This is a genomic window from Candidatus Abyssobacteria bacterium SURF_5 (assembly GCA_003598085.1).
Lineage (GTDB): Bacteria > Abyssobacteria > SURF-5 > SURF-5 > SURF-5 > SURF-5.
Window position 1 is genome coordinate 1 of sequence record QZKU01000131.1, and the last position, 24406, is coordinate 24406.

At 56.7% G+C, this 24406-nt stretch carries 21 protein-coding genes; 20 read left to right on the forward strand and 1 reads right to left on the reverse strand.

What is annotated here, in order from left to right; translation table 11 throughout:
- Positions 1-191: 191 nt before the first annotated feature.
- The 16 genes from pyk (at position 192) to C4520_19830 (ending at position 18673) form a co-directional block, all read left to right on the forward strand.
- Positions 192-1646: a pyruvate kinase gene (pyk, locus tag C4520_19755; GenBank protein RJP15660.1), complete on the forward strand. Its 1455-nt coding sequence runs from the start codon at positions 192-194 to the stop codon at positions 1644-1646.
- Positions 1647-1649: 3 nt separating this feature from the next.
- Positions 1650-3248 carry a bacillithiol biosynthesis cysteine-adding enzyme BshC gene (gene bshC, locus C4520_19760; protein RJP15661.1) on the forward strand — a complete coding sequence of 533 codons (1599 nt, stop codon included), beginning with the start codon at positions 1650-1652 and terminating at the stop codon, positions 3246-3248.
- 181 nt (positions 3249-3429) lie between these two features.
- Positions 3430-4410 carry a biotin synthase BioB gene (gene bioB / locus C4520_19765; protein RJP15662.1) on the forward strand — a complete coding sequence of 327 codons (981 nt, stop codon included), beginning with the start codon at positions 3430-3432 and terminating at the stop codon, positions 4408-4410.
- 25 nt (positions 4411-4435) lie between these two features.
- Entirely contained in the window at positions 4436-5632 is a 1197-nt protein-coding gene (gene bioF / locus C4520_19770; protein RJP15663.1) for an 8-amino-7-oxononanoate synthase, read from the forward strand.
- 12 nt (positions 5633-5644) lie between these two features.
- Entirely contained in the window at positions 5645-6451 is an 807-nt protein-coding gene (locus C4520_19775; protein RJP15664.1) for a 4Fe-4S ferredoxin, read from the forward strand.
- The gene (locus tag C4520_19780; GenBank protein RJP15665.1) at positions 6451-7074 is read left to right on the forward strand and encodes a hypothetical protein; all 624 of its coding nucleotides are present in this window, start codon (positions 6451-6453) and stop codon (positions 7072-7074) included. Before C4520_19775 ends, C4520_19780 begins: the two co-directional genes overlap by 1 nt.
- Positions 7011-7811 (forward strand): dethiobiotin synthase, encoded by an 801-nt coding sequence (gene bioD / locus C4520_19785; protein ID RJP15666.1) that lies wholly within the window; start codon positions 7011-7013, stop codon positions 7809-7811. Before C4520_19780 ends, bioD begins: the two co-directional genes overlap by 64 nt.
- Positions 7811-9187, forward strand: coding sequence for an adenosylmethionine--8-amino-7-oxononanoate transaminase (gene bioA, locus C4520_19790; protein ID RJP15667.1), 1377 nt, complete (start codon positions 7811-7813; stop codon positions 9185-9187). The genes bioD and bioA overlap by 1 nt, the downstream gene beginning before the upstream one ends.
- 276 nt (positions 9188-9463) lie before the next feature.
- Positions 9464-10525 (forward strand): GNAT family N-acetyltransferase, encoded by a 1062-nt coding sequence (locus C4520_19795; GenBank protein RJP15668.1) that lies wholly within the window; start codon positions 9464-9466, stop codon positions 10523-10525.
- Between the two features lie 217 nt (positions 10526-10742).
- A complete protein-coding gene (locus C4520_19800; protein RJP15669.1) occupies positions 10743-11480 on the forward strand; it encodes a glycosyltransferase family 2 protein in 738 nt (245 codons plus the stop codon).
- Between the two features lie 14 nt (positions 11481-11494).
- Positions 11495-11869, forward strand: a complete 375-nt coding sequence (locus C4520_19805) for a DUF2304 domain-containing protein (GenBank protein ID RJP15670.1) — start codon at positions 11495-11497, stop codon at positions 11867-11869.
- Complete coding sequence (locus C4520_19810; GenBank protein RJP15671.1) at positions 11769-12731, forward strand: DUF3473 domain-containing protein; 963 nt, start codon at positions 11769-11771, stop codon at positions 12729-12731. Before C4520_19805 ends, C4520_19810 begins: the two co-directional genes overlap by 101 nt.
- A gap of 122 nt (positions 12732-12853) precedes the next feature.
- Positions 12854-15145 carry a VWA domain-containing protein gene (locus C4520_19815; GenBank protein ID RJP15672.1) on the forward strand — a complete coding sequence of 764 codons (2292 nt, stop codon included), beginning with the start codon at positions 12854-12856 and terminating at the stop codon, positions 15143-15145.
- Positions 15146-15233: 88 nt separating this feature from the next.
- On the forward strand, positions 15234-15455 hold the full coding sequence (locus C4520_19820) for a hypothetical protein (protein ID RJP15673.1): 222 nt from the start codon (positions 15234-15236) through the stop codon (positions 15453-15455).
- 13 nt (positions 15456-15468) lie between these two features.
- Entirely contained in the window at positions 15469-17178 is a 1710-nt protein-coding gene (locus C4520_19825; GenBank protein RJP15674.1) for a hypothetical protein, read from the forward strand.
- 13 nt (positions 17179-17191) lie between these two features.
- Positions 17192-18673, forward strand: a complete 1482-nt coding sequence (locus C4520_19830) for a hypothetical protein (GenBank protein ID RJP15675.1) — start codon at positions 17192-17194, stop codon at positions 18671-18673.
- A 24-nt stretch (positions 18674-18697) separates the two neighbouring features.
- Here the strand turns inward: C4520_19830 and grxC are convergent, their stop codons facing one another.
- Positions 18698-18958, reverse strand: coding sequence for a glutaredoxin 3 (gene grxC, locus C4520_19835; protein ID RJP15676.1), 261 nt, complete (start codon positions 18956-18958; stop codon positions 18698-18700).
- Between the two features lie 22 nt (positions 18959-18980).
- Between grxC and C4520_19840 the strand changes: the two genes are divergently transcribed.
- The 4 genes from C4520_19840 to C4520_19855 all read left to right on the forward strand — a co-directional run bounded on the left by C4520_19840 (position 18981) and on the right by C4520_19855 (position 23906).
- Positions 18981-20384 (forward strand): MFS transporter, encoded by a 1404-nt coding sequence (locus C4520_19840; GenBank protein ID RJP15677.1) that lies wholly within the window; start codon positions 18981-18983, stop codon positions 20382-20384.
- 116 nt (positions 20385-20500) lie between these two features.
- Positions 20501-21922 carry an aspartate aminotransferase family protein gene (locus tag C4520_19845; GenBank protein RJP15678.1) on the forward strand — a complete coding sequence of 474 codons (1422 nt, stop codon included), beginning with the start codon at positions 20501-20503 and terminating at the stop codon, positions 21920-21922.
- A gap of 84 nt (positions 21923-22006) precedes the next feature.
- A complete protein-coding gene (locus C4520_19850) occupies positions 22007-22537 on the forward strand; it encodes a hypothetical protein (protein ID RJP15679.1) in 531 nt (176 codons plus the stop codon).
- Positions 22538-22559: 22 nt separating this feature from the next.
- Entirely contained in the window at positions 22560-23906 is a 1347-nt protein-coding gene (locus C4520_19855) for an aspartate aminotransferase family protein (GenBank protein RJP15680.1), read from the forward strand.
- The last annotated feature ends 500 nt before the right edge of the window (positions 23907-24406 follow it).

Consider the following 24406-nt stretch of genomic DNA (forward strand, 5'->3'; position numbering starts at 1 on the left):
TTTGATCGCGACTTTGCTCAAGAAATCTGCTGGTGGGATTACTTAAGGCAACTCAAGAACTTATGTGGGAATTCCCCACCCGGTTTGCGGAATCGCTGCCGTTCCGGCGCGAATTGCAAATTCAATACTATTTAACTATAATTTAGGCATCTTCTAAACACACACAAACCTCCAGACATGTGCTTATTCGCATGCGCAGAACCAAAATAATCGCGACCATCGGCCCGAAATCAAGTGACGAGGCCGTTCTCCGCCGGATGCTCGAGGCGGGAATGGACGTCGCGCGCCTGAATTTTTCCCATGGGACCCAGGAAGGACACGAGCGCAGCTTCCGCTTGATTCGAAAGCTGAGCAGCGAGATGCGCCGGCCCGTCGGCATCATAGCCGATCTGCAGGGACCGAAAATTCGGACCGGAGAACTGGCGACCGACCCGTTGAACGTGCGCACAGGAAGCACCCTCATCATCACCACCGAGCAAATCAAAGGCTCCAACGGCCGAATATCGACAACATATCGGCGCCTCCACCGCGATGTCAAGCCCGGTGACCGCATTCTCCTCGATGACGGTTCAATCGAAGTAACCGTGAAAAAAATATCTGGAAGAGACATCTACTGTCGTGTTGTCTCCGGCGGCGTGCTGGGCGCCCGCAAGGGAATCAATCTGCCGGGAATAAAAGTCTCGGAGCCGACTCTCACGCGCAAGGACAAAGAAGACATCACGTTTGCCGCCGCACTGGGGGTCGATTTCTTCGCCATCAGCTTTGTCCGGCAGCCCGACGACATCAACCGCCTGAGGGCGCTGCTGCAGAATCTGAAGTGCGCGACTCCTATTATCGCAAAAATCGAGAAACCGGAGGCGCTCGACAATATCGACGACATCATTTCGGTCTCCGACGGCATCATGGTCGCTCGCGGCGATCTCGGAGTGGAAATGCCGCCGGAGAAAGTGCCGCAAATTCAGAAGGAACTGATCGGGCGCTGTAACCAAGCAGGCAAGCCGGTGATAACGGCAACGCAAATGCTCGAATCAATGATTCACGAGGCGACTCCTACCCGGGCTGAGGCTTCGGATATCGTGAATGCAATTTACGATGGCACGAGCGCCGTCATGCTGTCGGGTGAGACTGCCATCGGCGATTATCCCGTTCTTTCCGTCAAGACGATGGCGAAAATAGCCGAAGAGGCGGATATCTATGTGATCGAGAAGGAGAAAAAAATCTTCCGGCGCTCCACCGCGATCGATTCGTTTGAAGACGCAATCGGGCAAGCCACACAGACAACCTCCCGCCATTTGCCCACGCGTCTCATCGTATGCTTTACCTCGTCTGGATTCACCGCTCAGCATATCGCCAGCTATCGGCCGGAGGCCCCCATCATTGCGGTGACTCAACACAAATCGGTCCAGGAACGGGTGAGTCTGTACTGGGGCGTCCAATCGATCCTGGTGGAACCGGCCGAAACCGTTGATCGCATGATCGAGCGCGTGAAAGAAGAACTGCTGAAGAGGGCTATGGTCCGCCGGGGCGACAGCATCATCATTACGGCCGGATATCCGCTCGGCGTCTCGGGAATGACCAACATGATGCAACTGGTCCGCGTGGGCGGCGGCAAACGCCTGCGCAAAGCGAGGGGGAAGCAAGGATAAAGCATGTCACCGGCGCGCCAGCTCTTCAACGACTACTCCCACAATTTCCAGCAGGTGCGCCAGTTCTTTCGGTACGACCCCCGAAACCTTGACGCCGCACTCAGCGAACTGCGCGGAACCCAGCAGAGGCGCTTCGACGAGAACCAGATCAATGAAATCAAGCTGTACAACAAGAGGATGGACTGCGGCGAGGAAACGATTCAGAACATAGACAAGCTGTCGGAAAGCAACACGGTCGCCGTCGTCACCGGCCAACAGCCGGCGATCTTTACCGGTCCGCTGTACACGATTTACAAGACGATCACCGCCATCAAGCTGGCTCGCCATATCAGTCAAAGACACAATATTCCCGCAGTGCCCATCTTCTGGAACGCGTCCGAAGACCATGATTTTCAGGACGTGCGTCATGTCGAGTTCGTCAACCGCGACAACCGCCTCATCAGCCTCATGTATGAGCCGCAGGCCGATGTGGAAGGAAAATCCATCTTTGATATTCCGCTCGAACCGTCCCTCTCTTTCCTCATCGACCTCCTCGAAGGCGACACCGACACGACCGAATTCAAGCCGTACCTGGTGAACTTGCTGCGCAATTCGCTCGGACGCTGCTACTCGCTCGCCGACTGGTTTTCGCATTTGTTGCAGGCATTGTTCAACCCCTACGGGCTGATCATCCTCGACGCGCACCTGCCGCCATGCCGCCAGCTTGCCCGCCCGGTCGTCGGGCGCGAGATCAAGACGCCGCTGCGCTCCTCGCGACTCATCAACGAGGCCGGCATCCAGTTGCAGGCGCTGGGCTACCACCGGCAGATCGAGCGGAAAGAAGACGAGGTCAATTTCTTCTTCTATGCGCAAGGCCGGCGCAACAAGGTGCGCTTCCGCCAGGGCAGATTCATCGTCGACCGCATCGGCCTCGAATACGATCAGGCCGAAATGCTGGACATGCTCGCGCAGGAACCTCAGCGATTCAGTCCGAGCGCGGCTCTCAGGCCGCTCGTGCAGGACCATATCCTTCCAACTATCGCCTGCGTTGGAGGCCCCGGCGAGATTGCTTATTTCGCACAAATGAGGAATGTCTACTCATTTTTCGATCTCGTGATGCCGGTTATCTATCCGCGGGCACGTGCGGTACTGGTGGAGGCGACCGTTGCAAAAATTTTGGAGCGGTACGGACTACATGTGGAAGATATGCCCAAAAACAGGAAAGAGCTGCTGCAGATGACAGCCGCGCACAAGTCGGGACGCCCGATCGTGCAGGCATGCGACAGAAAGCTCGAAGTCATACAGATGCTGCTCGATGAGTTAAGGCGCGAAGTTGCCGAGGTTGAGACGACGCTCGTCGAACCCATTGATAAGCTGAAAAGAAAAATCGGCGAAGAAATGGATCGGCTGCGTGAGAAACTTGTGTCGGCTCAGCAGACCGATCTTGACGTGGCCGAACAGCAAATTGACAAGTTGAAGACAAACCTCTTCCCGGAAGGAAAAGAACAGGAACGCGTGCTCAACATCTTTCCCTTCCTCTTCGCATACGGTATCCAGTTCATAGCCCATCTGGAGAAAACGCTGGATATCTTCTCGTTCGATCAGCAGGTAATCCATATCTGAATCGTTTCGTTCAAACCTTCTTCGGGCGCCTCGCCTTTTCCCTTGGTGCGCCGGCCGTTCGAGCATGCGCCGGTATGCCGGGAGCTTTCGTCAACCTGGAGCGGCCTTTTGGTTGACAAATGCCGCCCTCGCCTGTTACGATGAGCACAGTTTTTTTGCTGAACACATCCCGGAATTACAGATGGTCGAAAGAAAAAATTTCGCCGGCTGGGCGGAGCGCGTAACAAAAGGAGAGCGGCTGGAGCAAGCCGAAGCGCTCGCGATTCTTGAGACCCCGCGGGAGCGCGTCTTTCACTTGCTCGCGGCGGCGAACGATGTCCGCCGCCATTTCAAGGGCGACACCATCGATCTGTGCGGCGTCGTCAACGCGAAATCGGGCATGTGCTCCGAGGACTGCGCATTCTGCGCTCAATCGGCTCACCATGATACGGGCGTCGCTGTGTATCCATTGATGGACGCGTCAAGAATACTGGAACATGCCCGCGCCGCGGAGCAGATGAGCGCGCACCGATTCGGCATCGTCACCAGCGGCCGCGGCGTGGACAAGGACCACGTGCTTGATTGCGTGTGCGCGGCGCTGGCGGGTATGGAGAAGACCACCGCCCTTGGCCGGTGCGCCTCTTTGGGAACCCTCTCACGCGAACAGTTGCTCAGATTAAAGGATGCCGGCCTGCAGAGCATTCATCACAACATCGAAACCGCCGAAAGCTTCTTTTCCTCGATCTGTTCCACTCACACGTATGCCGACAGAGTGGAAACCGTGCGGGCGGCGAAAGAGGTGGGCTTTGTCGTATGCTGCGGCGGCATTTTCGGCATGGGAGAAACAAACGAGCATCGTGTCGAGATGGCGCTCGCGCTGCGCGCGTTGCAAGTGGATTCCGTGCCGCTGAACTTCCTGAATCCGATTCCCGGCACCAGACTTGAATCGGCCCAACCGCTTTCCCCGCTCGAGATCCTGAAGATCATCGCGATGTTCCGTTTTATGATGCCGGACAAGGATATTCGCACGTGTGGGGGACGCGAACGCAACCTTCGCTCGCTGCAACCGCTGATGTACGTCGCCGGCGCCAACGGCTCGATGATCGGCAATTACCTGACCACCCTCGGCCGCGATCCGAGAGAGGACCTCGAAATGATATCCGACCTCGGCCTCACAACTTGAAAGTTGCGGAGTGCAGACGTTCAATATGATACCAATTCGTGATGCTGCCGCTCGTGAATACGCCGCCATTGCGCACGAGCTGAATGATATCGAGACGCAAGGCCTGCTGCGCCGGCCTGAGACTATCGAGGGACCCATCGGCCCCCGCGTTCGCATCAACGGGAAAGAGGTCCTGCTGCTCTGCACGAATGATTATCTCGGCCTGGCAAATCATCCCGCGGTGAAACAGGCCGCCCGAGAGGCGCTCGAGAGGGATGGGGCCGGAGCGGGCGCGTCCCGGCTCGTTTCGGGAACACTTTCAATCCATAAGGAACTCGAGCGGGCGCTGGCAAATCTGAAGAAAACGGAATCGGCATTGGTTTTCGGCTCCGGCTATCTCGCAAATATCGGCGCTGTCTCCACCTTGTGCGGTCCCGGCGATACCATCTACAGCGACCGACTCAACCACGCCAGCATCATTGACGCCTGCCGGCTCAGTCGCGCGCGTATCAGGATTTTCCCTCATCGCGATACGGGCCAACTGCGGAAGACGCTGAAAAAGAGCAGGGCGGCCGGCCGCAAAATGATCGTGACGGATGGCGTTTTCAGCATGGATGGCGATATCGCGCCCCTGCCGGAATTGGCGGACCTTGCGGATGAATTCGGCACGCTCCTCATGGTGGATGACGCGCACGCCACCGGCGTCCTTGGCAAAGATTGGAGCGGAACTTCCGCTTACTTCAGCCTGAACGGCGTCGATGTCCAGATGGGGACCCTCAGCAAAGCCCTCGGGAGCTACGGGGCGTTCATTGCCGGCCCAAACCAGCTCATCGAGCTGCTGATCAACCGGGCCCGGAGTTTCATCTACACAACCGCCCTTCCGCCGGCGTCGGCAGCGGCAGCACTGGCGGCTTTGAAGATTCTCAAAGATGAACCCGATTTCCCGCGCCGGCTCTGGCAAAACGCCGATACCTTGAAGACCGGGCTGAGAGCATCCGGTTTTTCCGTCGGCTCCTCGGAAACGTTCATCATTCCCTTGATCGTCGGCGACGCCCGAACCTGTGTGGCGATGGCGACCGCATTGCTCAAGGAAGGCGTTTTCGCGCAGGCGATTCGTCCGCCGTCCGTCCCGGAAGGATCATCCCGGCTGCGCATTGTGCCTTCGGCCCTGCACGAGACGGCCGATATGGAGCTTGCGGTCCAGGCGTTCGAGCGCGCCGGCAAGAAGTGCGGCATTATCTGAGGGAAAAATTCCATGGAAATTGATGCGGCAAAATGCGTCGGCTGCGGCAATTGCGTTCCGTTCTGCACCATGGGCGCGATTCGAGTCGAAAACGACGTCGCGGTAGTCAATGAGGATGAGTGCGTGGAATGCAGCACGTGCTACCGCTGCTGCGGGCCCGAAGGGCTGAGGGCGACATTTGTGCGCGGCTTGAGACGCCTGTTCAGGGCGCTCCATTTGCGCTACGACGCGCCTCTGGATGTCTGCCCGACCGGAGCGCTCGTTCCGCCGGAACTCAAGTGGCCGCGCTCGCTCAGGCGCGCTTTCAGCGACCCGACCGTAACGCACGACAGCACGGGAATGGCCGGGCGGGGAACCGAAGAGATCAAGACCAACGACATTACCGGCCGCATCGGGCCCGGCGAGGCCGGCATCGTGATCGATCTCGGCAGGCCGGGGACAGGGGTTTTCTTTCGTGATATCGACACGATGACCCGGGCGCTCGCACAGCTCGACGTTTTCTTCGAGCCGCAGAACCCGTTAACTCATCTCATGAACGATCCGCAAAACGGCTCGCTCAGGAAAGATATCGCAAATGAAAAAGTGTTGTCGGCGATCATCGAACTCAAAATAAAGCTCGCCGATCTGCCCGAAGTCCTTCATCTGGTCGAGAAAACTGCAACCGCGCTCGATACGGTGATAAGCGTCGGCGTCTCGACCAAATGTGATCCCGAGGGAGGCATACCGCACGAGAGCATCTGCAGCGGCGCCGGATATCCGCTCTCGCTCAACGGGAAAACGAACCTGGGACTCGGGCGCCCCGTGGAGGGAATGTCCTGATGACGAACACATTACATCGAAGAGGAACTCCACAGACACTCCGGCAGGATTTTGTTCTTTTCGCAACGCCGTCGCGAAGCCTGTCGCCCGATCTGCCCGATAAAATGAAACGGTTCACCGAAATCTGCCTCCGGCATAACCCGCTCAACATGGCAAAGATCGAGAACATGGCGATGCGGCGCGTCGACCCGCGCCGGCTGAAGGAAGAAATGCAGGACCAAATAGGAATTACCGCCGTCTTCGATAATCCGGATTCTCTCGCATCCGCAATCGCGGAGCTGAAAGAGGCCGATCTGGGGATTCCGATTAACGTGAGCGGACTGCTGGAACAGGTGAAAGAATGCTGCGGAAAGGCGGGAATAACGCGACACAGCGTCGAGCAGTCGCTCGGCATCTTTGGGAAAAAGGAAAAACTGCCGCCGCCGGAGATCGTCGAAATCAATACCTTGTGCGGCCACGGAATGGTCTCGTTCAATCTCATAAAAAAGGTGGCCGATGAGGTGAAGCTGGGACGCATGACGCCCGAGCAGGGAGCATACCTGCTGGCGAAGCCCTGCGAATGCGGCGCGTTCAATCCAGTGCGCGCGCGGCAGGTGCTCGAGGCGCTGAGAATGAAGGGATAAGTGTGGCGAAACCTGGGCTTTTCGTAACCGCGACGGATACGGAAGTCGGTAAGACCGTTGTCGCCGGCGGCCTTGTTCTGGCTCTGCGGGCACACGGTTTTGACGTCGGCGTCATGAAGCCTGCGGCCACCGGCTGTCGCTCTCGCAGGGGAAAAACTCTTGCAGAGGACGTGGAATTCCTGATGGAGGCTGCCGCAACCGACGACGAGCGCGAACTGGTTTGCCCATACATGCTCCGCGATCCGCTCGCTCCGCAGGTGGCGGCGGAAAGGGAGGATTCCCGGCTCGATATTCGCAGAATTCGAAGCGCCTTTCAGAAGCTGCGGAGCAGGCACGACGCGATGATAGTGGAAGGTGCTGGCGGAGTTTATGTTCCGCTCCGGCCGAGATATTACATGCTGGACCTGATGTCCGATCTCGGGCTGCCCGCGCTCGTGGTGATCAGGCCCGCATTGGGAACAATTAACCATACCTTGCTTACGCTCGACGCTTTGCGCGCTCGCAAGATTCCTGTCGCAGGCGTCATCATGAATAATTATCCCAAAAGACCGTCGCTTGCCGAACGCACCAATCCCGAAGTCCTCAGAGACTGTCCCGGTGTGCCATTTTTGGGTGTCCTGCCGCGCTTGGAAATGGTTTCGGTATCGCAACGGCGTTTCGACGGCCTTCAGAATGCGATAGAGGAGGCGATAGACGTGGGGCAACTCGTGGATTTTCTGCGGAGGAACTGCCGCTGATGGCGAAAAAGAAAGAGCAAGACCCCGCCCGGCTCGAAGCTGACGACCGGAAATTCATCTGGCACCCCTTTACGCAAATGCAGGATTATGAGGCCGATGCGCCGCTGATCATCGAGCGGGCCAAAGGGGCATATCTCTATGACATACGGGGAAAGAGGTATTTGGATGGAGTCTCCTCGCTTTGGGTGACCGTGCACGGGCATCGAAAGCCGGCACTGGATTCGGCGATCAGAAAGCAGCTCGCGTCCGTCGCGCATTCGACGCTGCTCGGAATCTCGAACGTTCCCTCGGTCAGGCTTGCCAGAATGCTGATCGAGCGCGCGCCCGAAGGCCTCGCGAAAGTCTTCTATTCCGACAACGGCTCGACCGCAGTCGAAATCGGTTTGAAAATGGCGTTTCAGTTCTGGCAGCAACACCGCAGCGGCTCACATAAGCGACGGACCCGCTTCATCTGTTTCGAGAACGCCTACCATGGCGACACGCTCGGAAGTGTCGGCGTCGGCGGAATCGATCTGTTTCACAAGATGTACCGCCCGCTCCTGATGGATTCGATCAGAGCGACCTCTCCCTATTGCTACCGGTGCCCGCTCGAGCTGGATAAATCGACCTGCGACATGGCCTGTCTTGAAAGTATCGAGCGCACCCTGAAAGAACATGCGGATGAAGTTGCCGCGCTCCTCATCGAGCCTCTGGTATTTGCGGCGGCGGGAATCATTGTGCAGCCGCCCGGTTTCCTATCCCGTATCCGCGAACTCTGCTCCCGATACGGCGTTTTGATGATAGCTGACGAAGTCGCGGTCGGAATCGGGAGAACAGGAACATTTTTCGCGTGCGAACGAGAAAATGTTTCACCTGATATCCTCGCCACTGCAAAAGGATTGAGCGGCGGGTATCTGCCCGTTGCCGCCACGCTGGCGTCCGAACAGATTTATCAAGGCTTCCTGGGTGATTATGTCGAGATGCGGACGCTGTTCCACGGCCATACCTACACCGGCAACCCGCTTGGCTGCGCGGCTTCTGTGGCCAACCTCGAGATTTTCGAGCGCGAAAGAACCCTCCAGAAAGTAAGAAACAAGATCAGGCTGCTCGAGACCTTGCTCCGTCCACTCAGTGAGCTGCCCCACGTCGGCGATATCCGGCAGTGCGGGCTGATGGTCGGCATCGAGCTTGTGAAAGACAGGAAAACGCGCGAGCCATACGGTCACGGCGAAAAAATAGGGATCAAAGCCATCATGGAAGCAAGGCGCCGCGGCATGATCATTCGACCTCTGGGCAACGTGATTGTGCTCATGCCGCATCTTACGTTCACCCCCGCACAGCTCGAGCGCATGGTTAGTATCACGGCGGCATCGATAGAGACCGTTACAGGAGCATGAGAGAAGCTCTCTTCGGCAAAACTTCTCGGCCTTCCAGCCCGCTCCTGCCGTTTCGGATTTCCTTCCGCTGCCTTGATTTACACCCGCCGCGCTTGATATAATTCCGAGTGGAATCCGTATCAAGACGAAGCTTGGATTGAACTAACAGAGATTTTTTCCGCTGACCCTCGAACTATTCTTATTCCTATGCGTTTTACCTGCCGGTCAACGGCTGCTTCGGCAACCAGTGCGCCGCCGGTATCCGGTTTCCGTAATTCTTGCCGCTGACAAGGGAAAATGATCCAAGAAAATATCTCATTCAAGTTGTGGGATGATTCCGAAGAAGCGGGCATCCTCGCGCTGGTCCGCCAGGACCGCGGAGCGACCGACACCCGCTTTGCGGAATATTTCGACTGGGAATACCGGCGCAACCCGCTGGGAAGAGCGATCATTGGGATCGGCAAGAAGCCGGACGGAATGGTCGTGACTGCATTGGCCGCCGTGCCGACGCCTGTTGTTTTCCGCGGCGCCCCCCTTATGGCATGCCAACTGGTGAACGGAATGACTCGTTCCGACTACATGGGGCGGGGCCTCTTCTCGGAGTGCGGGAGAATGGTGTGCGACGCGCTCAAAAGATCCGGGATTGCGCTTTCCTACGGGTTGCCCAATCCGAACAGTTTCCCGAGTCTGACGCGAAAGATCGGCTATAGCGATATCGGGACGGCCAAATTGCTCGTGTTTCTTCACAATCCCGCCGCTCTTGCCGCCGTTCGCTTTCCGGCGGCAAGAATATTAGGCGCAGCCGGAATCGACCGCAGGCTTGCCCGATTCCTGTTGAAAAAACCAAGAATAAAAGCCGCAGTCCAATCGAGGCGCTCATTCAATGGACTGCCGCTCGAGCGGCTGAGGGAGGATGCGGATCTCGCGCTCGATCCGAATATCGACTGGCTCAACTGGCGCTATACCGATGTTCCGAGACGGCCATATCGTATCATTACAACGGGCGGGGACGACGCTCCATCGGGGGTGGCGGTTTATCGGCTTTCTTTGTGGGACAGAGTCCGTATCACTACGATCAACGACCTTTTCCTGCCGCCACAGCATGAACCCGAAGCAGTGGAGAGCCTGATCGCGCACATAATTTCCGAGAGCGAAAGCGGCGATTGCGCGGCAACATTTTGCCTCGTCGCCCCCGGCTCCCGAAAAGAAGAGATCCTGACGCGACTTGGATTCGTTGTCGTTCCGCACAGGTTCGAGCCGCAGCCTTTCTCGGTCATCCTGCAGGGTCATTCCGTTTCGATTTCAGGAATGACGGTGAGGGAAATGGCCGTTTCCTTCGGGGCGTACGACATTTTCTGAAGCAGGTCGGCAAGCGGTTCTATACGGGAAAGAAGAATTTCTCTATAATAGATTCCGCTGCAGACCCCCCTTTGGTAGGGCCGAATTCATTCGGCCAGTCTTGAATGTGCGAATAAATTCGCACCTACCATAGCGCGGTTGAACCCGAGAGTGGGGTTGTGCAGCAGAATCTATAATAGAAACGACGGCTTCGTGGAAGACTCGCAATGGCCTATAAATGCACAGCAAAAAGATGAAGAGTCCGGATGAACCGAAAATCCTGATCCTGATACCCGCCTATAACGAAGCTCAGAACATCGGCGGTGTCATTGATGAAATTCATCGGGAGGTCTCGGGGCTGCCGTACGCATTCGATGTACTGGTGGTTGACGACGGCTCGTCGGATAATACGGCGGCCATAGCAAGTGCGTCCGGTGCGGAGGCTATCAGGCTTCCGTTGAACGGCGGGATCGGGGTCGCTCTGCAGACCGGATTCAAATTCGCGCATGAGCGGGATTACAGCAATCTCATCAGGCTGGACGCAGACGGCCAGCATCCGCCTTCCTTCATCAGCAGCATCCTTGATCCCGTCATTCGGAGAGAAGCAGACTTGTGTATCGGTTCGCGGTTCCTTCAGGGAAAAGGATACCAGGCTTCAAAGATCAGACGGCTGGGCATCTCATGGTTTTCGTTCCTTATCGCGATCCTCTTTAATCAAAGGATCACCGATCCAACGTCGGGTTTTCAGGCGATGAACCGGCGGCTGATCGCCTTGTACGCGCGCGAGTACGCATCGGATTACCCGGAAGTGGAGGCCGTCGCGAACGCGCTGGGCAACGGGTTTCGGGTGATCGAGGCGCCGATTGAAATGAAGGAGCGGCAAAGCGGGAAATCGTCGATAGACTCGCTGCACTCGATCTATTACGCAATAAAGGTGACGACAAAGGTTATCATCTATTTACTGCAAAGACATTAAACGGGAGAGAATCCATGGAACAGCCGGTTCTGTTGGTAATCAAGATTTGCGCCGGACTCTTGACGCTGGTCATTTTCGAGCTTATTCGGCGCGACAAATTGAAGGACCAGTTAGGCGTGATCTGGTTCGCCGGGAGCCTTATCGTCTTCATTCTGACGCTGTGGTATTCTCTTTGGATCAGGCTTGCGCACCTGCTCGGGATTCGGTATGAGCCGGCCATCTTCATGCTGGGCGGACTGGTCTTTTGCGTCGGATTGCTCCTGTACCTGACCGTGATGTTCTCGAAGCATGAGCGCGAGAAAGAAATTCTCAGCCAGCAGATCGGGATTCTGCAATGGAAGCTGGAACAGCTCGAAAAGAAAAATGAGAAATCCGCTCAACCTTCGTGAGATCGCTCCGCTCGACCTCCCCGCTCAGGCGCCGAATGTCCTCACCGTCGACGTCGAAGAATGGTATCATGTAAACTACCACAGCGCCGATTGGTCCCGCATCGACACGAGCATCAGCAGGGTGCGCGAGAATACAGCCGATATCCTGCGGGCGCTCGAGCCGCAAGAATCGAAGGCGACGTTCTTCATACTCGGCTCCGTAGCCGAACGACATCCCGATCTGGTAAAGGCCATTGCGGCAGACGGTCACGAAATCGCGTGCCACAGCTATTCGCACAAGCTGATCTACGAGCAAAACCCCGCGGCGTTCAAGGAAGATGTCGCCCGCGCCGCCGACGTGCTCTCCGGACTGGCCGGCAGGAAAGTAATCGGATTCAGGGCGCCGTCCTGCTCGATTACCGAGAGGAACCCGTGGGCGTTGGACGTTCTGTGCGAAAGCGGATTCCTTTACGATTCCAGCATATTCCCCATCCACAACTACATGTATGGAGTGGCCGGATTTCCCGTTCATCCCTGCCGCATTACCACAGCCGCCGGAAACAGCCTCATCGAGATTCCGCCGCAGGCAATGGAATTCGGCAGACTCAGGATACCGTTCGGCGGCGGCATTTACCTGCGGCTGCTTCCCTCTTTTCTCCAGAGAGCCCTCGTCTCCATCACCCACTCGCGGGGCGATTCGTTTATGCTGTATTTCCACCCGAGCGATATAGACAGACGTCATATCAAAATAGACCTCTCCCTCAAGGAAAGCTTCTTTAACAATGTGGGACGCCGCTCCGGAAGAAACAAGATTCTGCGCCTGCTCAATGATTTCCGCTGGACCACGATCGCCCGGGCTTACTCGGCATCGCTCCGCGAATAGCGACTGACACTCAAGGATGAGGAATCTGCTCCATATGTTGTTTTGACTTCATGTTTTCATTGTGCTAGAATTTGCATATACATCGTTCTCTCAATCCTTACCAAGGAAATTTTCGGAGTAAGATGCCGACAGGGAGAACCAGCTCAAAGCTGCTTTTCATCGTCCTGCCCTTCATCTTTTTCTTTGCCTTTGCGCCGCCGGCTTTCTCTCAGGAAGTGCCTCCTCAAGACGTTGTATTTCTTGTCGACAGTTCCGAAAGCATGACCGCTTACCTCCCCGCAATTGTCGGGATATTGCATCGATTCGCCGGCGGAGCGAGCGAGGGCGACTCGTTCACGTGCTATCAGTTTTCAAAGAATCCCGTAATGATATCGACGGGAACGGTCCGCCAGCCGTCGGACATCAAGAACCTCCAGGCGCAGCTTCTGCAGCTTCGTGGAACGGGAAGCGGCACCAACTTCTCGCCAGCTCTCGAAAAGGGCCTGACCGAAATCAGAAAGAGCTACCGCCGGGCGCACCGCAATGACCGGCTGCTGGTGCTGATCACCGACGGGCGCGGACCTGAAAACCCGTCAACCGAAAAAATCACGCTGACCTCGCTGAAGACCAAGTTTTCCGATTTGGAGGTCGGCCTCAACTATCACTTCGTCTGCTTCTACATGGGCGATATCGTCGAAGCCGACTTGCAGTCTTTTCTGAATTCTGTAGGAGCACGCGTCGTCCATTGGCCGAAAGACAAACGGTGGCTGCAGCAGGCGACACTCGCAGACGTTCGAGTAGTCGAGGAGGAGAAAAATATCGGCGGGGTTCCCGAAATTCCGGCCCATACTATCTTCACGCTCTCTTTTTTCCCGCGGCGCCCACCGGACCGGCTCGAAATGATCGAGATGGACATCGAGGATATTGTGGGCGGGAAAACGGTGGACCGGTTGTTTGATATCCGTCCCTATCGAATAATGTGCCAGAGCAAGCCGTGGAGCGAAACGTTTCACCTCGAGAGCCGAGGGTTCGCGCGGGGCGATTACGGCGGCCGTTTCTTCTTCTACCCGTCCGACCCGCAACTTCTCATGGTGAATCCGTTCTCTATTCCTTTTCGTTTCTCAGTTTCAGAATCGTTGAAAGTCTTTCTTTCTCAGCCCATTCATTTTGGGCCCGTCGAACTCGAAGGCATCTACAAGGAAACCAGAGATCTCTATATCCTGCCCATGTGGCAGGAATTCCCGGACAAGCTCGAAGCGGTTCGCGTGGAAGCCGACATCGCTTTGCCCGAAGGATTGCGCCTGAACGTGCTGCCCGTTCATCAGCCAAGAGAGATAGTCGTCTACCTCACGCTCTCACGGGAGGAAGACGCTCCTCCGCTGACAGAAGGAGAGTACGAAGGCAAGATTAGATTCTCCTCGCCCACCGGATGGACTTTCGACCGGCGCGAACTGCCAATAATGGTAAGTGTCCGCGAGAAACCGCTGAATCTTAAGCTCATTGCCTTTTATGTCGCGGGCGGCGCCGGCGCCCTGATCCTTGCCGCTGTCGCCGTCCTTTCACTCAGCGGCGTACGGCAGTCGGCATATGACTATCTCACGAAGAAGGCGGACCCAGCCGGCAAATTGATACTCCTGAAAGACCCGACCAGGGGCCTGGCGACAGACATCAACATCAGCCGGGCGGCAAAAAAATCAAAAATAAAATCGGTCGTGATTGGAACGGGCGAAGGCATCGATGTCGAGATCTCCCATATCTCCCTGGTGGATAAGCGTTATATTTTGACCGGAACAAGATCCGACGACGTGGTCCAAACCTTTCTTCAGGCATCGCCGCCCGGAACTCAGGTAATTATCAATGAAATGGCGCTCTCGGGAAGAGTTCCGCTCAATCATTTGGACCGCGTGAAAATCGGCGCCTTCGAGTTTCGCTACGAACAGCCGATGCCGCTTCGGCAGGTAGTCCTGCATTATCTCTCCGGTGAGGTGAAACAGGGCTGGCTTCTGGATTGGGATATCACAGCCGAAGGGTTCTCATTCCTCTTGCGCGAACGGGCAGCGCAGCCGATCAAGAGCTATGCGCGCTTCCATGAACTAAAAGCAGTCACTTTTGTGCGCGATTTCGATGGCGATGTCAGCCGGAATCTCCTCTCTCTGAAGCCGCCGCGGACAGGGCATCTCGCGCAAATTGTGTTCGCAGACGATGAAGAACTGACGGGTTACGTATTCGAGTGGAAGCAGCCGGCCGATAAGTTCTATATTTTCCCGAAGTCAAAAGGTGAAAATATCCTCTTTCTTCTGGTCGAGCGGCACACACTCAAGGGATTCAGGCTGTTGAAAGAAAATCGTTCCGGAGCGAGAAGGGCAAAAAAGCACTTCACCCAACTCATGAAGACGTTAACTGAGAAATTCGGAACGAAAGAAAACGTAACCTGATCCCAATTCTTGCAGTGCCTTTCGGCAAAGCGGGCATTCGCCAACCCGTCAGCTTTACTGCGGGCAAACCTGAAAGAGAGACCATCCAATGTTACACAAAGCGCTTGTGCTGATCCTTCTCGCCGTCCTCATTGGGTTGGTGGCTTGGGACATCTCAACAAGAGCTTCCGCGCCGGAAACACGGATTGACAGCAGCAATTTCAAATGGGTCTCGTGCCCGAGTTGCGAACGGATGTTTTACGTCGAGAAGAACCAGCGCCGCGGCTGGTGCCCTTACGACGGATTCCAGTTCGACTTCTCCACACCATAGCGAGGGAACGATTGTGCAAAAGCGCTTGGGCAAGTATGAACTCCTGAAGGAAATCGGAAAAGGCGGGATGGGCAACGTGTATCTCGCACGCGATTCCGAATCGAATGCCACCGTAGCACTCAAGGTGCTTCCACCGGAATTCACCCGGACTCCGAAATATATCGAGCGATTCCGCCGCGAGGCGAAAGCCGTGGCTCGTCTCAACCATCCGAATATCATCAAAATTTTCGACATCGGCGAGCAGGAAAGCACCCATTATTTCGCGATGGAGTACCTGGGCGGAATGACGTTGAGGAAGCTCCTCGAGCAGCGCGGTCGGCTGCCGGTCGCGGAGGCCATATCGATTCTTGTCCAAATCGCCGATGCGCTCGATACGGCCCACGCTCAGGGAATCATCCATCGCGATGTCAAGCCGGACAACATCATGTCGGACGAATCCGGCAAATTCAAAATAATGGATTTCGGCATCGCCCATACTGAGCAGGGAACCCGCCTAACCGTTACCGGCACAATTATGGGCACCCCTGAATACATGTCTCCGGAGCAGGCTTCGGGAACAGCCGTCGACAAGCGCACCGATATCTACGCGCTCGGAATCGTGCTGTACGAGATGTTGACCGGGAAAGTCCCGTTCAACGCGCAGACGGCGGTCGAGATCCTTCAGATGCACATAACCAAGATGCCGGAATCGCCGAAACTCATCAATCCTGAAATACCCGGCAACCTGTCGAACATCATCGCGAAGATGATCGAGAAACAGCCGGCAAATCGCTACGAGAGTTTCCGGCACGTGATCAATGCGCTGACCCAGGCGCTTCCGGAACACCTGCGGGCTGCAGGCGGAGTCACGGCGAAGGAAATCGCCGCCGCCGCTCCACCGCCCGCACAGGCGCGCCCCGCGCCCCGGGTCAGGGAGCGCGTCATCCTGCAGACCCCAACGACGGTAAGAGTCGCGCTGGCGGCAAGCATCCTTCTGAACGTGCTTCTGTTCGGGGTTCTGCTGCTTGGACGCGGCGGTGCGCCCGAGGCAACCGAGCCGCCACAGCCGATGTTCACTCTGGGAGGACAGGTGTTTGCCCCGCCCGCGGTATTCGGGAAGAACCTGATAGTGGCCGCCGAGGATGGGACCGTTCGAGCCGTCGACGTGGAGACAGGCAGCGTACAATGGAAATTCGAAACCAAAGATAAGGTGACCGCCGCCCCTCTGGTTGATGGGGATCGTGTCTTTGTCGGTTCGTGGGACCAGCATGTCTACTCGCTCAGCGCAGGGGACGGCAGCCTTTTCTGGAAAGTCCCGGTTGGCGGATGCGTCTTTTCGTCGCCCGCACTGGCGGACGGGATTCTGTACGTGTGCACGCGCGAAGGCAACGTGTTTGCCATCGATGCGGAATCGGGCGCCCTGAAATGGAAGGGAGCCGGCGGCAACAAGACCAGCTTTTCACCGGCCGTTCACGAGGAGGCTTTGTTCATCGCCTCAGATGAAAACAGGTTATTTGCGTTTCGTTGCGCCGACGGAACGCGCCTGGGGGAACTGGAGACCGGTCGAATTAAAATGCCGGTCCTGGTGCAAGATTCGAAATTGTATTATGCCGCTTTTAATGATCTGGCCGAGCGCGATGAACTCGCGGCGCTGGTTCTATCCCCCGGCTTGAGCTCGGCCGGGATTCCCGTTGGAAGACATAAATGGACGTCACCGATCGAGCCTGCCGCAACCGGACAATGAAAGGAGGCTCGTCATGAAGCCTTGCCGGATACAGCACTGTCTCTTGCTTGCTGTCCTCCTGGTTTCGCTTGTTGTGGCGGTCTCAAGCGCGCCCGCCGAACCCCAAACTCCTCTTTCCAACCCGACCGGCCCAGCAAAAAATATCATCCTCCTCATTGGAGACGGAATGGGCTTTGAAGTCATCGGTTTGCTGCGCGATTATGCGCGCATACTCGAGAACAGAAGCCTCCATTTGGAATCCGCGATGGACGAAGGCGACGTCGCGCTTGTGCACGTGTCCCCCGCCGATGTGCTCGTGATTGATTCTGCGGCCGCCGCAACCGCGCTGGCGACCGGAATCAAAACGAGGAACGGAACGATATCGATGACGCCGGATGGCGAGAGCGCAATAACAATCCTCGAACTCGCCGCGCGGGCGGGAAAAAGAACGGGCATTGTCACGACTACCTCCATCTCGCATGCGACCCCGGCCGCTTTCGCCGCTCACGCATTTGAACGCGAGTCGGAGGCTGAAATCGCCGCTCAGATGGCCGACGCAGGGGTTGACGTGTTAATGGGAGGCGGACTTGCATATTGGATTCCTGACGAACAGAAAGCCTCCGAATTCGCGCCGATAAGTCGTGTCGCAGGCGCCGATCTTGAATCGAAACGAAGGGACGACATTAACCTGCTCGAGAAGATGGAAAACTCCGGATATCAGATCCTCCACAACCGGGACCAGCTTCTGGCGGCCGAAGATTCCGACAAAATCCTCGGCCTCTTCGCCGCCTCGCACATGCCGTACGCGCTCGATCGACAGCCGAAAGATGCCGCCAACACACCCTCTCTGGCTCAAATGACGCGGCTCGCTCTGACTGCCCTCTCCAGGGATGAAAAGGGATTCTTCCTGATGGTAGAGGGAGGCCGCATCGATCATGCGGCGCATAATCATGACGCCGGCGCTATGCTCGCGGAAGCGCTCGAATTTGATGAAGCCGTTGGAGCCGCGCTCGATTTTGCGCGCGCGCATCCTCAAACGGCGATCTTCATTACCGCCGATCACGCGACGGCCGCCCCTACGCTCTCGGCACGGTACTCGGATGTCCTGAAAGACACGTTCTATCCGGGCGAGGGATCAATAAAGAAAATAGCTCTGCAGGACATTTCGTTTGAATACCTTCTCTTACTCCTGGAAAGTGAGCCTTCGGCAGGAAACCTGAAGCAAATCGTGGCGAAACACTTTGGAGTCCAGATTACGAAGCGACAGGCTGCAGAGATTCTTCGGGCCGGTCCGTTGTCGGCATTTCACGTGACGAAACCCCGATACAGGGAATACGCTTACCCGATGCAGGCGCTGGCGCGTGTCCTGGGTACGGAGTACTCAATGGCGTGGGCGACGGTCGAGCACTACTCGGAGCCGGTTATCCTCGTAAGATGGGGCGCCGCCGGGGAGCCGGCGGGTTATCTCGAACAAACGGAAATCTTCGAGATGATGAAGAAGGCCGCTGGCTACTGAAGCAGCCGGATCAAGCCCGCCCTCCTACTGCTCGAGTCCGAGGAGCGCATCCAGCTTGCCCTGCGCATCGAGCGCATACAGATCGTCACAGCCGCCGACGTGGAAATCCCCGATGAAGATCTGCGGAACCGTCTGGCGTCCGGTGGTTTTGACTACCTCCATCATCGCATTCCGATTCCGTTCGACGTCGATCTCCTCGTAGGCTACCCCTTTCTTGCCCAAAAGCACTTTGGCGCGGTCGCAATAGTAACAGTTCTCGCTCGTATAAATTCTCACCTGTTTCATCTCGTCGATCTCCCGCCTCCAGATGCTGTTGACTTCATTCGGTCGCTCTCTTATAATACCATCCAATAATTGCAGCAGGCAATTCAACATCACTCTCCCAGCCCCGGTATCGCTCATGCATATTCCATCCATATTGAGACGCAAAAAACTGGTGCTTTTTGCGGCCGTATCGCTGGTATATTGCTACGTCAGCTTTCATCGGGTGACGCTGGCCGTCATCAGCGATCTGCTCGTCGGGGAGTTCCACCTCGGACCGGCCCAACTCGGACTTCTTGGGGGTGTGCTGCTCTACTGTTACGCGTTTCTTCAACTGCCCGCCGGCTATCTTGCGGATAATGTGGGCGCAAAGCGAACCGTGCTCCTGTCGCTTGCCCTGGCAACCGCTGGAACTGTCCTGTTCGCGGTCGCATGGAGTTATTCCGCGGCGATGGCCGGAAGAATTCTGATCGGAGCCGGGATCTCGTGTATTTATCTTTCGCTCATCAAGATACTGAGCGCGTGGTTCGATGAACACGAGTTCGGGACCGTGCTCGGGTTGCTCATGTCGCTCGGGATGCTGGGGAACATGCTGGCGACTACCCCGCTCGCCCTCTCGGTCGAGGCGGTCGGCTGGAGAGTCTCCTACGGGTTTGTCGCTCTCCTGACATTGGGATTAATCGCTCTCGTATACTTCCGCGTGCGCAACACGCCCAACGACGAACCCGCGCACATCGCTTCGCCTCTATCACAGCCGGGGGAAAGCGGATGGGACAGAACGATTTTGTTTTTCAGAACAATCTGCGCGCTCATGCGCAATCGCAGTTACCTGATGCTCGTGATCTTCATGATTGCGGGAAGCTCGCAGCAAGGGTTTCAGAGCCTGTGGGCGGGACCGTTCCTCAGCCGCACCTACGGATTTTCGTTGATCGAAGTCGGCAATGCGCTTCTGTGGTACTCCGCAGGCGGCATCTGCGGAGCGCCTCTATGGGGGCTCCTGTCCGACAGATTGGTGAAATCGCGAAAACGCGTGCTGGTCTGGGGCTCCCTCCTGAGCATCGCCGTCTGGTTCATCCCCGCCTTCCTGCCGCAAGCGCTTCCGCGCGAGGTCATCCCCTCTTTCCTTTTCCTTATGGCGATGGCTGCCGGCGGCGGCGTCCTGACCCACGCGATGGTGCGTGAAGCCTTCTCGATCGAAATACTCGGAATCGCGGTAGGAATCATCAATTTCTTTACGTTTCTCGGCGGCGCAGCCTTCACTCAGCTCATGGGCAACATCGTCGCTCTGTTTCCGAAAACCGATGGCGGTTATCCGCTCATCGCATACCAGGCTACGCTGATGCTGGTCTTCGGCACCTGGATCATCCGCCTCCTCTCGCTCGCCCTGACAGAAGAGCGCAAGAAACCCGCCGTAGTCCCCGCCGCACAGGAAGTCGCCGGTGCGGCCTGATCGTTTTGTTTCCGCTTGCTTTCGGTGAAACGGCGGCAGTATAATTATCCCGCATTCATTGAGCGGCGTTCATTGAGAATAAACCCGCGGGCGAGCCACGGTAAAGGGGGACGCACATGACGAAGGAAACCAATTGGGACCAGATATACGAGTGGGACAGCAAGTATTACTTCCACGTCAAGCAGGCGGCCGACGAATACCGGTTCATCCCGGTCGACCACACCGAAGGCAATTATGTTGTCCTTGCCAACGGCATGAAACTGCTCGATTTCTGCAGTCAGGTCATCGCCGCCAACCTGGGATACAAGAATGAGTACGTGAATGCCGCCATCAAAGAGGCGCTCGACAAGGTCGGTTTTGTGCAGGAGCTTTTCTGCACCGAGTACCGAGCGCGCGCGGCCAAATTGATCATGGAAGACCTGCTCGGACCGGACAACTGGGCCGGGCGCATCCGCTTTGTCAATACGGGCAGCGAAGCAAATGAGCAGGCTTTCGCCATCGCGAAGAACCTGACGGGCCGGCCCAACATCATCACGCGCGAATATGCCTATCACGGCTCGAGCAGCGGCGCGGCGGGCGCATCACGCAATCGCTATTACCGCGCCAGTCTGGCCTCGCCAACCTCCGGCCAGATCCGCGACGTGCCCAATTTCCCCGGGACCGGCTTCCATATCGTGCCCGCCCCCTATTGCTATCGATGCTCGGTCGGACATACTTACCCTTCGTGCAAGCAGGCGGACGGCACGCTTGCATGCATCAAGGCCTCCGAAAACCTGATAAAGACGGTCGGCGCCGAGACGGTCGCCGCCGTTGTGACCGAGATCTTTTACGGCGGCTCCGCCATCAATCCGCCGCCGGAATATATCCCGCAGCTTCGCGAGATGACGCGCCGACTCGGCATCTTGTGGATCGACGACGAGGTCATCTGCGGGTTCGGCCGCTGCGGGAAATGGTTCGCGTATCAGCTCTATGAAGGCGTGACGCCCGACATCATGACGATTGGAAAAGGCATGAACGGATGCGCCGTCCCCGTCGGCGGCGTCGTCCTCTCGAAAGATATCACCAAGGAGATGGATAAGTACCGCTATTGGTCGGGAAGCACGCATGCGGGCCACCCGCTGGCGGCGGCAAGCGTTGCGGCGGCGGTGGAATATCAGATAAAGCAGAACATGCCCGCAGTCGTGGCCGAGAAGGGGGCCTATCTCCACAAGAAGCTGAAGGAGCTCGAGGGCGAGCATAAGTGCATCGGGCTGGCCGAAAGCGTCGGGTTGCTCGGCGGATTCGAAGTCGTCAAGAACAAGCAGACAAAAGAGCCGTTTGTGAAGGAAGACCGCTTCGCCACGTTTACCGGCGACATCTCGAAGTATCCCGAGGTGATGATATCCGAAAAATGCGTTTTCAACGGCGTCATGGTCGGCTCGGCTGTCCCGAATACCATTCGTGTGGCGCCGCCGTTTACGATTACCAGCGACGAAATCGATTTCGGCATCGATGTCCTCAACAAGGTGCTCTCCGAAATCGACGAGATGTGCGATTAAGAGTTGCAAGGAGGTCACACCTACACATTTGATTGCGCTGCGAAACCCCTTTTGGTAGGGCCGAATTCATTCGGCCGATCTTGAATGTGCGAGGAATTCCAATGGGGCCAGACCTGCACATTTTACACCAGCCGAATACTCTATCAGTGGTTTTTTCGACCTGTGATTCAAAGGGCACAAATTATGGAATTTGAAAGTATCCCGTTCCCATCTGTCGATCAAATCGGCATCGTGGTTCGTGACGTCGAAGCCACCGCCCGCGCATACGAACCGTTCCTCGGCAAGGATGCCTTCAATATTATCGAGGGCGAGGCGCCGGCGACGCTGGCCGACGGCAGAGAGATAATGATCAAGGGCAGGCTCGGCTTTGCGCACCTGGGCCCGCTCCAGATCGAATTGATCCAGATACTCGAGGGCGACTCGGTCCACGTCGAGTATCTCGAACGCAACGGCGAAGGTATCCATCATTTGGGAAGATTCACGTCTACATTCGACGAAGACCTTCGGAAATTTCGCGAGTTGGGAGTCGGAATACTCCAGCAGGGACACGGCATGCGCCGGTATGCTTATCTCGACACCAAGCCGTTTATCCTTGAATTAATCGAGAACGCGTAACAACTGCCAGAGGAGGAAGTATATGGATATGCAGGAAGTTGTTCAAAACATGTTCTATAAGGACCCGCACCTGCCGCCGGTTTTGACGACGAAGACCGAGGGCGTTTACGTATATGACTCCTATGGCAGAAAGTTGATCGACGCTTCCGGCGGGCCGATGGCCGTCAATATCGGGCATGGCCGCAAGGAAGTCGCCGAAGCCGCCAAAAAAGCGCTCGAGCAAACATCCTACGTTCTTCCGGTTTTCGCTTCGGAACCCAGAATCGAGCTCACGAAACGGATAAAGAAACTGATGCCGCCGGAATTGAACCGCATCTATTACGCCTCGGGCGGCTCGGAAGCGAATGAGGTTGCCGTCAAGTTCGCGCGGCAATACCAGGTGGTTGCGGGCAGGGCATCGAAATACAAGGTGATTTCGCGCAAGCTCAGCTACCACGGAAATACCCTCGCGACGCTCTCGTTCGGCGATATCCCGAAGCGCAGAGCCGATTATATCCCGATGCTGTGGGATACGCCCCACATCGAACCGTGTTACTGCTATCGCTGCCCATTCGGAAAGGAATATCCCGGCTGCGATATCGACTGCGCGCGCGCCCTCGAAAAAAAGATTCTCGCAGAAGGCCCGGATACCGTCGCCGCTTTCATAGCCGAGCCGATTGTAGCTGCGGCCGCGGGCGCGACCGTGCCGCCGCCCGAATATTTCCCGATCATCCGCAAAACGTGCGACAAGTATAATGTCGTCCTCATCTTCGACGAGGTGGTGACTGGCTTTGGACGCACCGGCAAGAACATGGGGATGAACCACTTTAATGTAATCCCCGATGTCGCGGTCTTCGCAAAAGGCGTCAGCAGCGGATATGCGCCGCTGGCCGGCATGGCCGTGCGCGAAAAGCTCGTGCAATTGTTCGAGGAAAAGGAAGTCGAGTTCCAGAACCTGTATACCTTCTCGGCGCACCCGCTTTCGTGCGCGATCGGGAACGCGGTGCAGAAAATCATTGAAAAGGAGAAACTCATCCAGCGGGCCGAGCAGATGGGGCATTACCTGCAGGAAAGCCTGATGCAGCTTCTCGATCTCCCGATGGTCGGCGACGTGCGCGGCAAAGGCATGCTCTGGGCCGTCGAGTTCGTGAAGGACAAGAAAACGAAGGAACCGTTCCCGAAGGAAAAAAACGTGAAAATGGACGTCATCATGCAGTGCATGATGAAAGGCGCCTTCTTCTATCCGGGCTACTATCAGGACGACCAGGGACGGGGCGACCACATCATGCTCGCGCCGCCGTTCATCATCACGGAGCAGCAAATCGATCAGTGCCTCGCTATTCTGAGGGAAACGCTCGAAGAATCGCACGAACGCTATTTCGCCGCATAAACTCGGCTCGACTGCGGGCACACGGATTTTTCATGAGCCTGCCCCGGACCCCGATCAGGTGCCATTCCTGCTCCGCCTGCGTTCGGGGCTCGACCCCGCTGCCGCCAGGCATCCGGAATACGCGGCCCCAGCCATGCCTGCCACGCGTCTCGCGTGGTCATTTCAAACTTCCTCTTCTTCCTTCACCACGAATTCCGCGAATTGATCGAATTCTTGAAACCACAGATAAACACAGATGCACACCGATTTTTTCGTGTCATTCCCGCAGGCCTTAAAGCTTGCCCCGGACCTGATCCGGGGCGGGAATCCAGAACACGCGGCTTCAGCCGCATCATTCTAACCTTCCTCTTTTGTCATTCTGAGCGAGCGCGAAGAATCTCTCTTTTCGGAACACGAATTTGACGGATGTGCGCCAAGGAAGCATACAAGTTCTTACCAGTGAAAGTCTGGTCTGGACAAAGGGTAGCCGCCAGTCCAGCACCGAATCTCACATGTAGGGA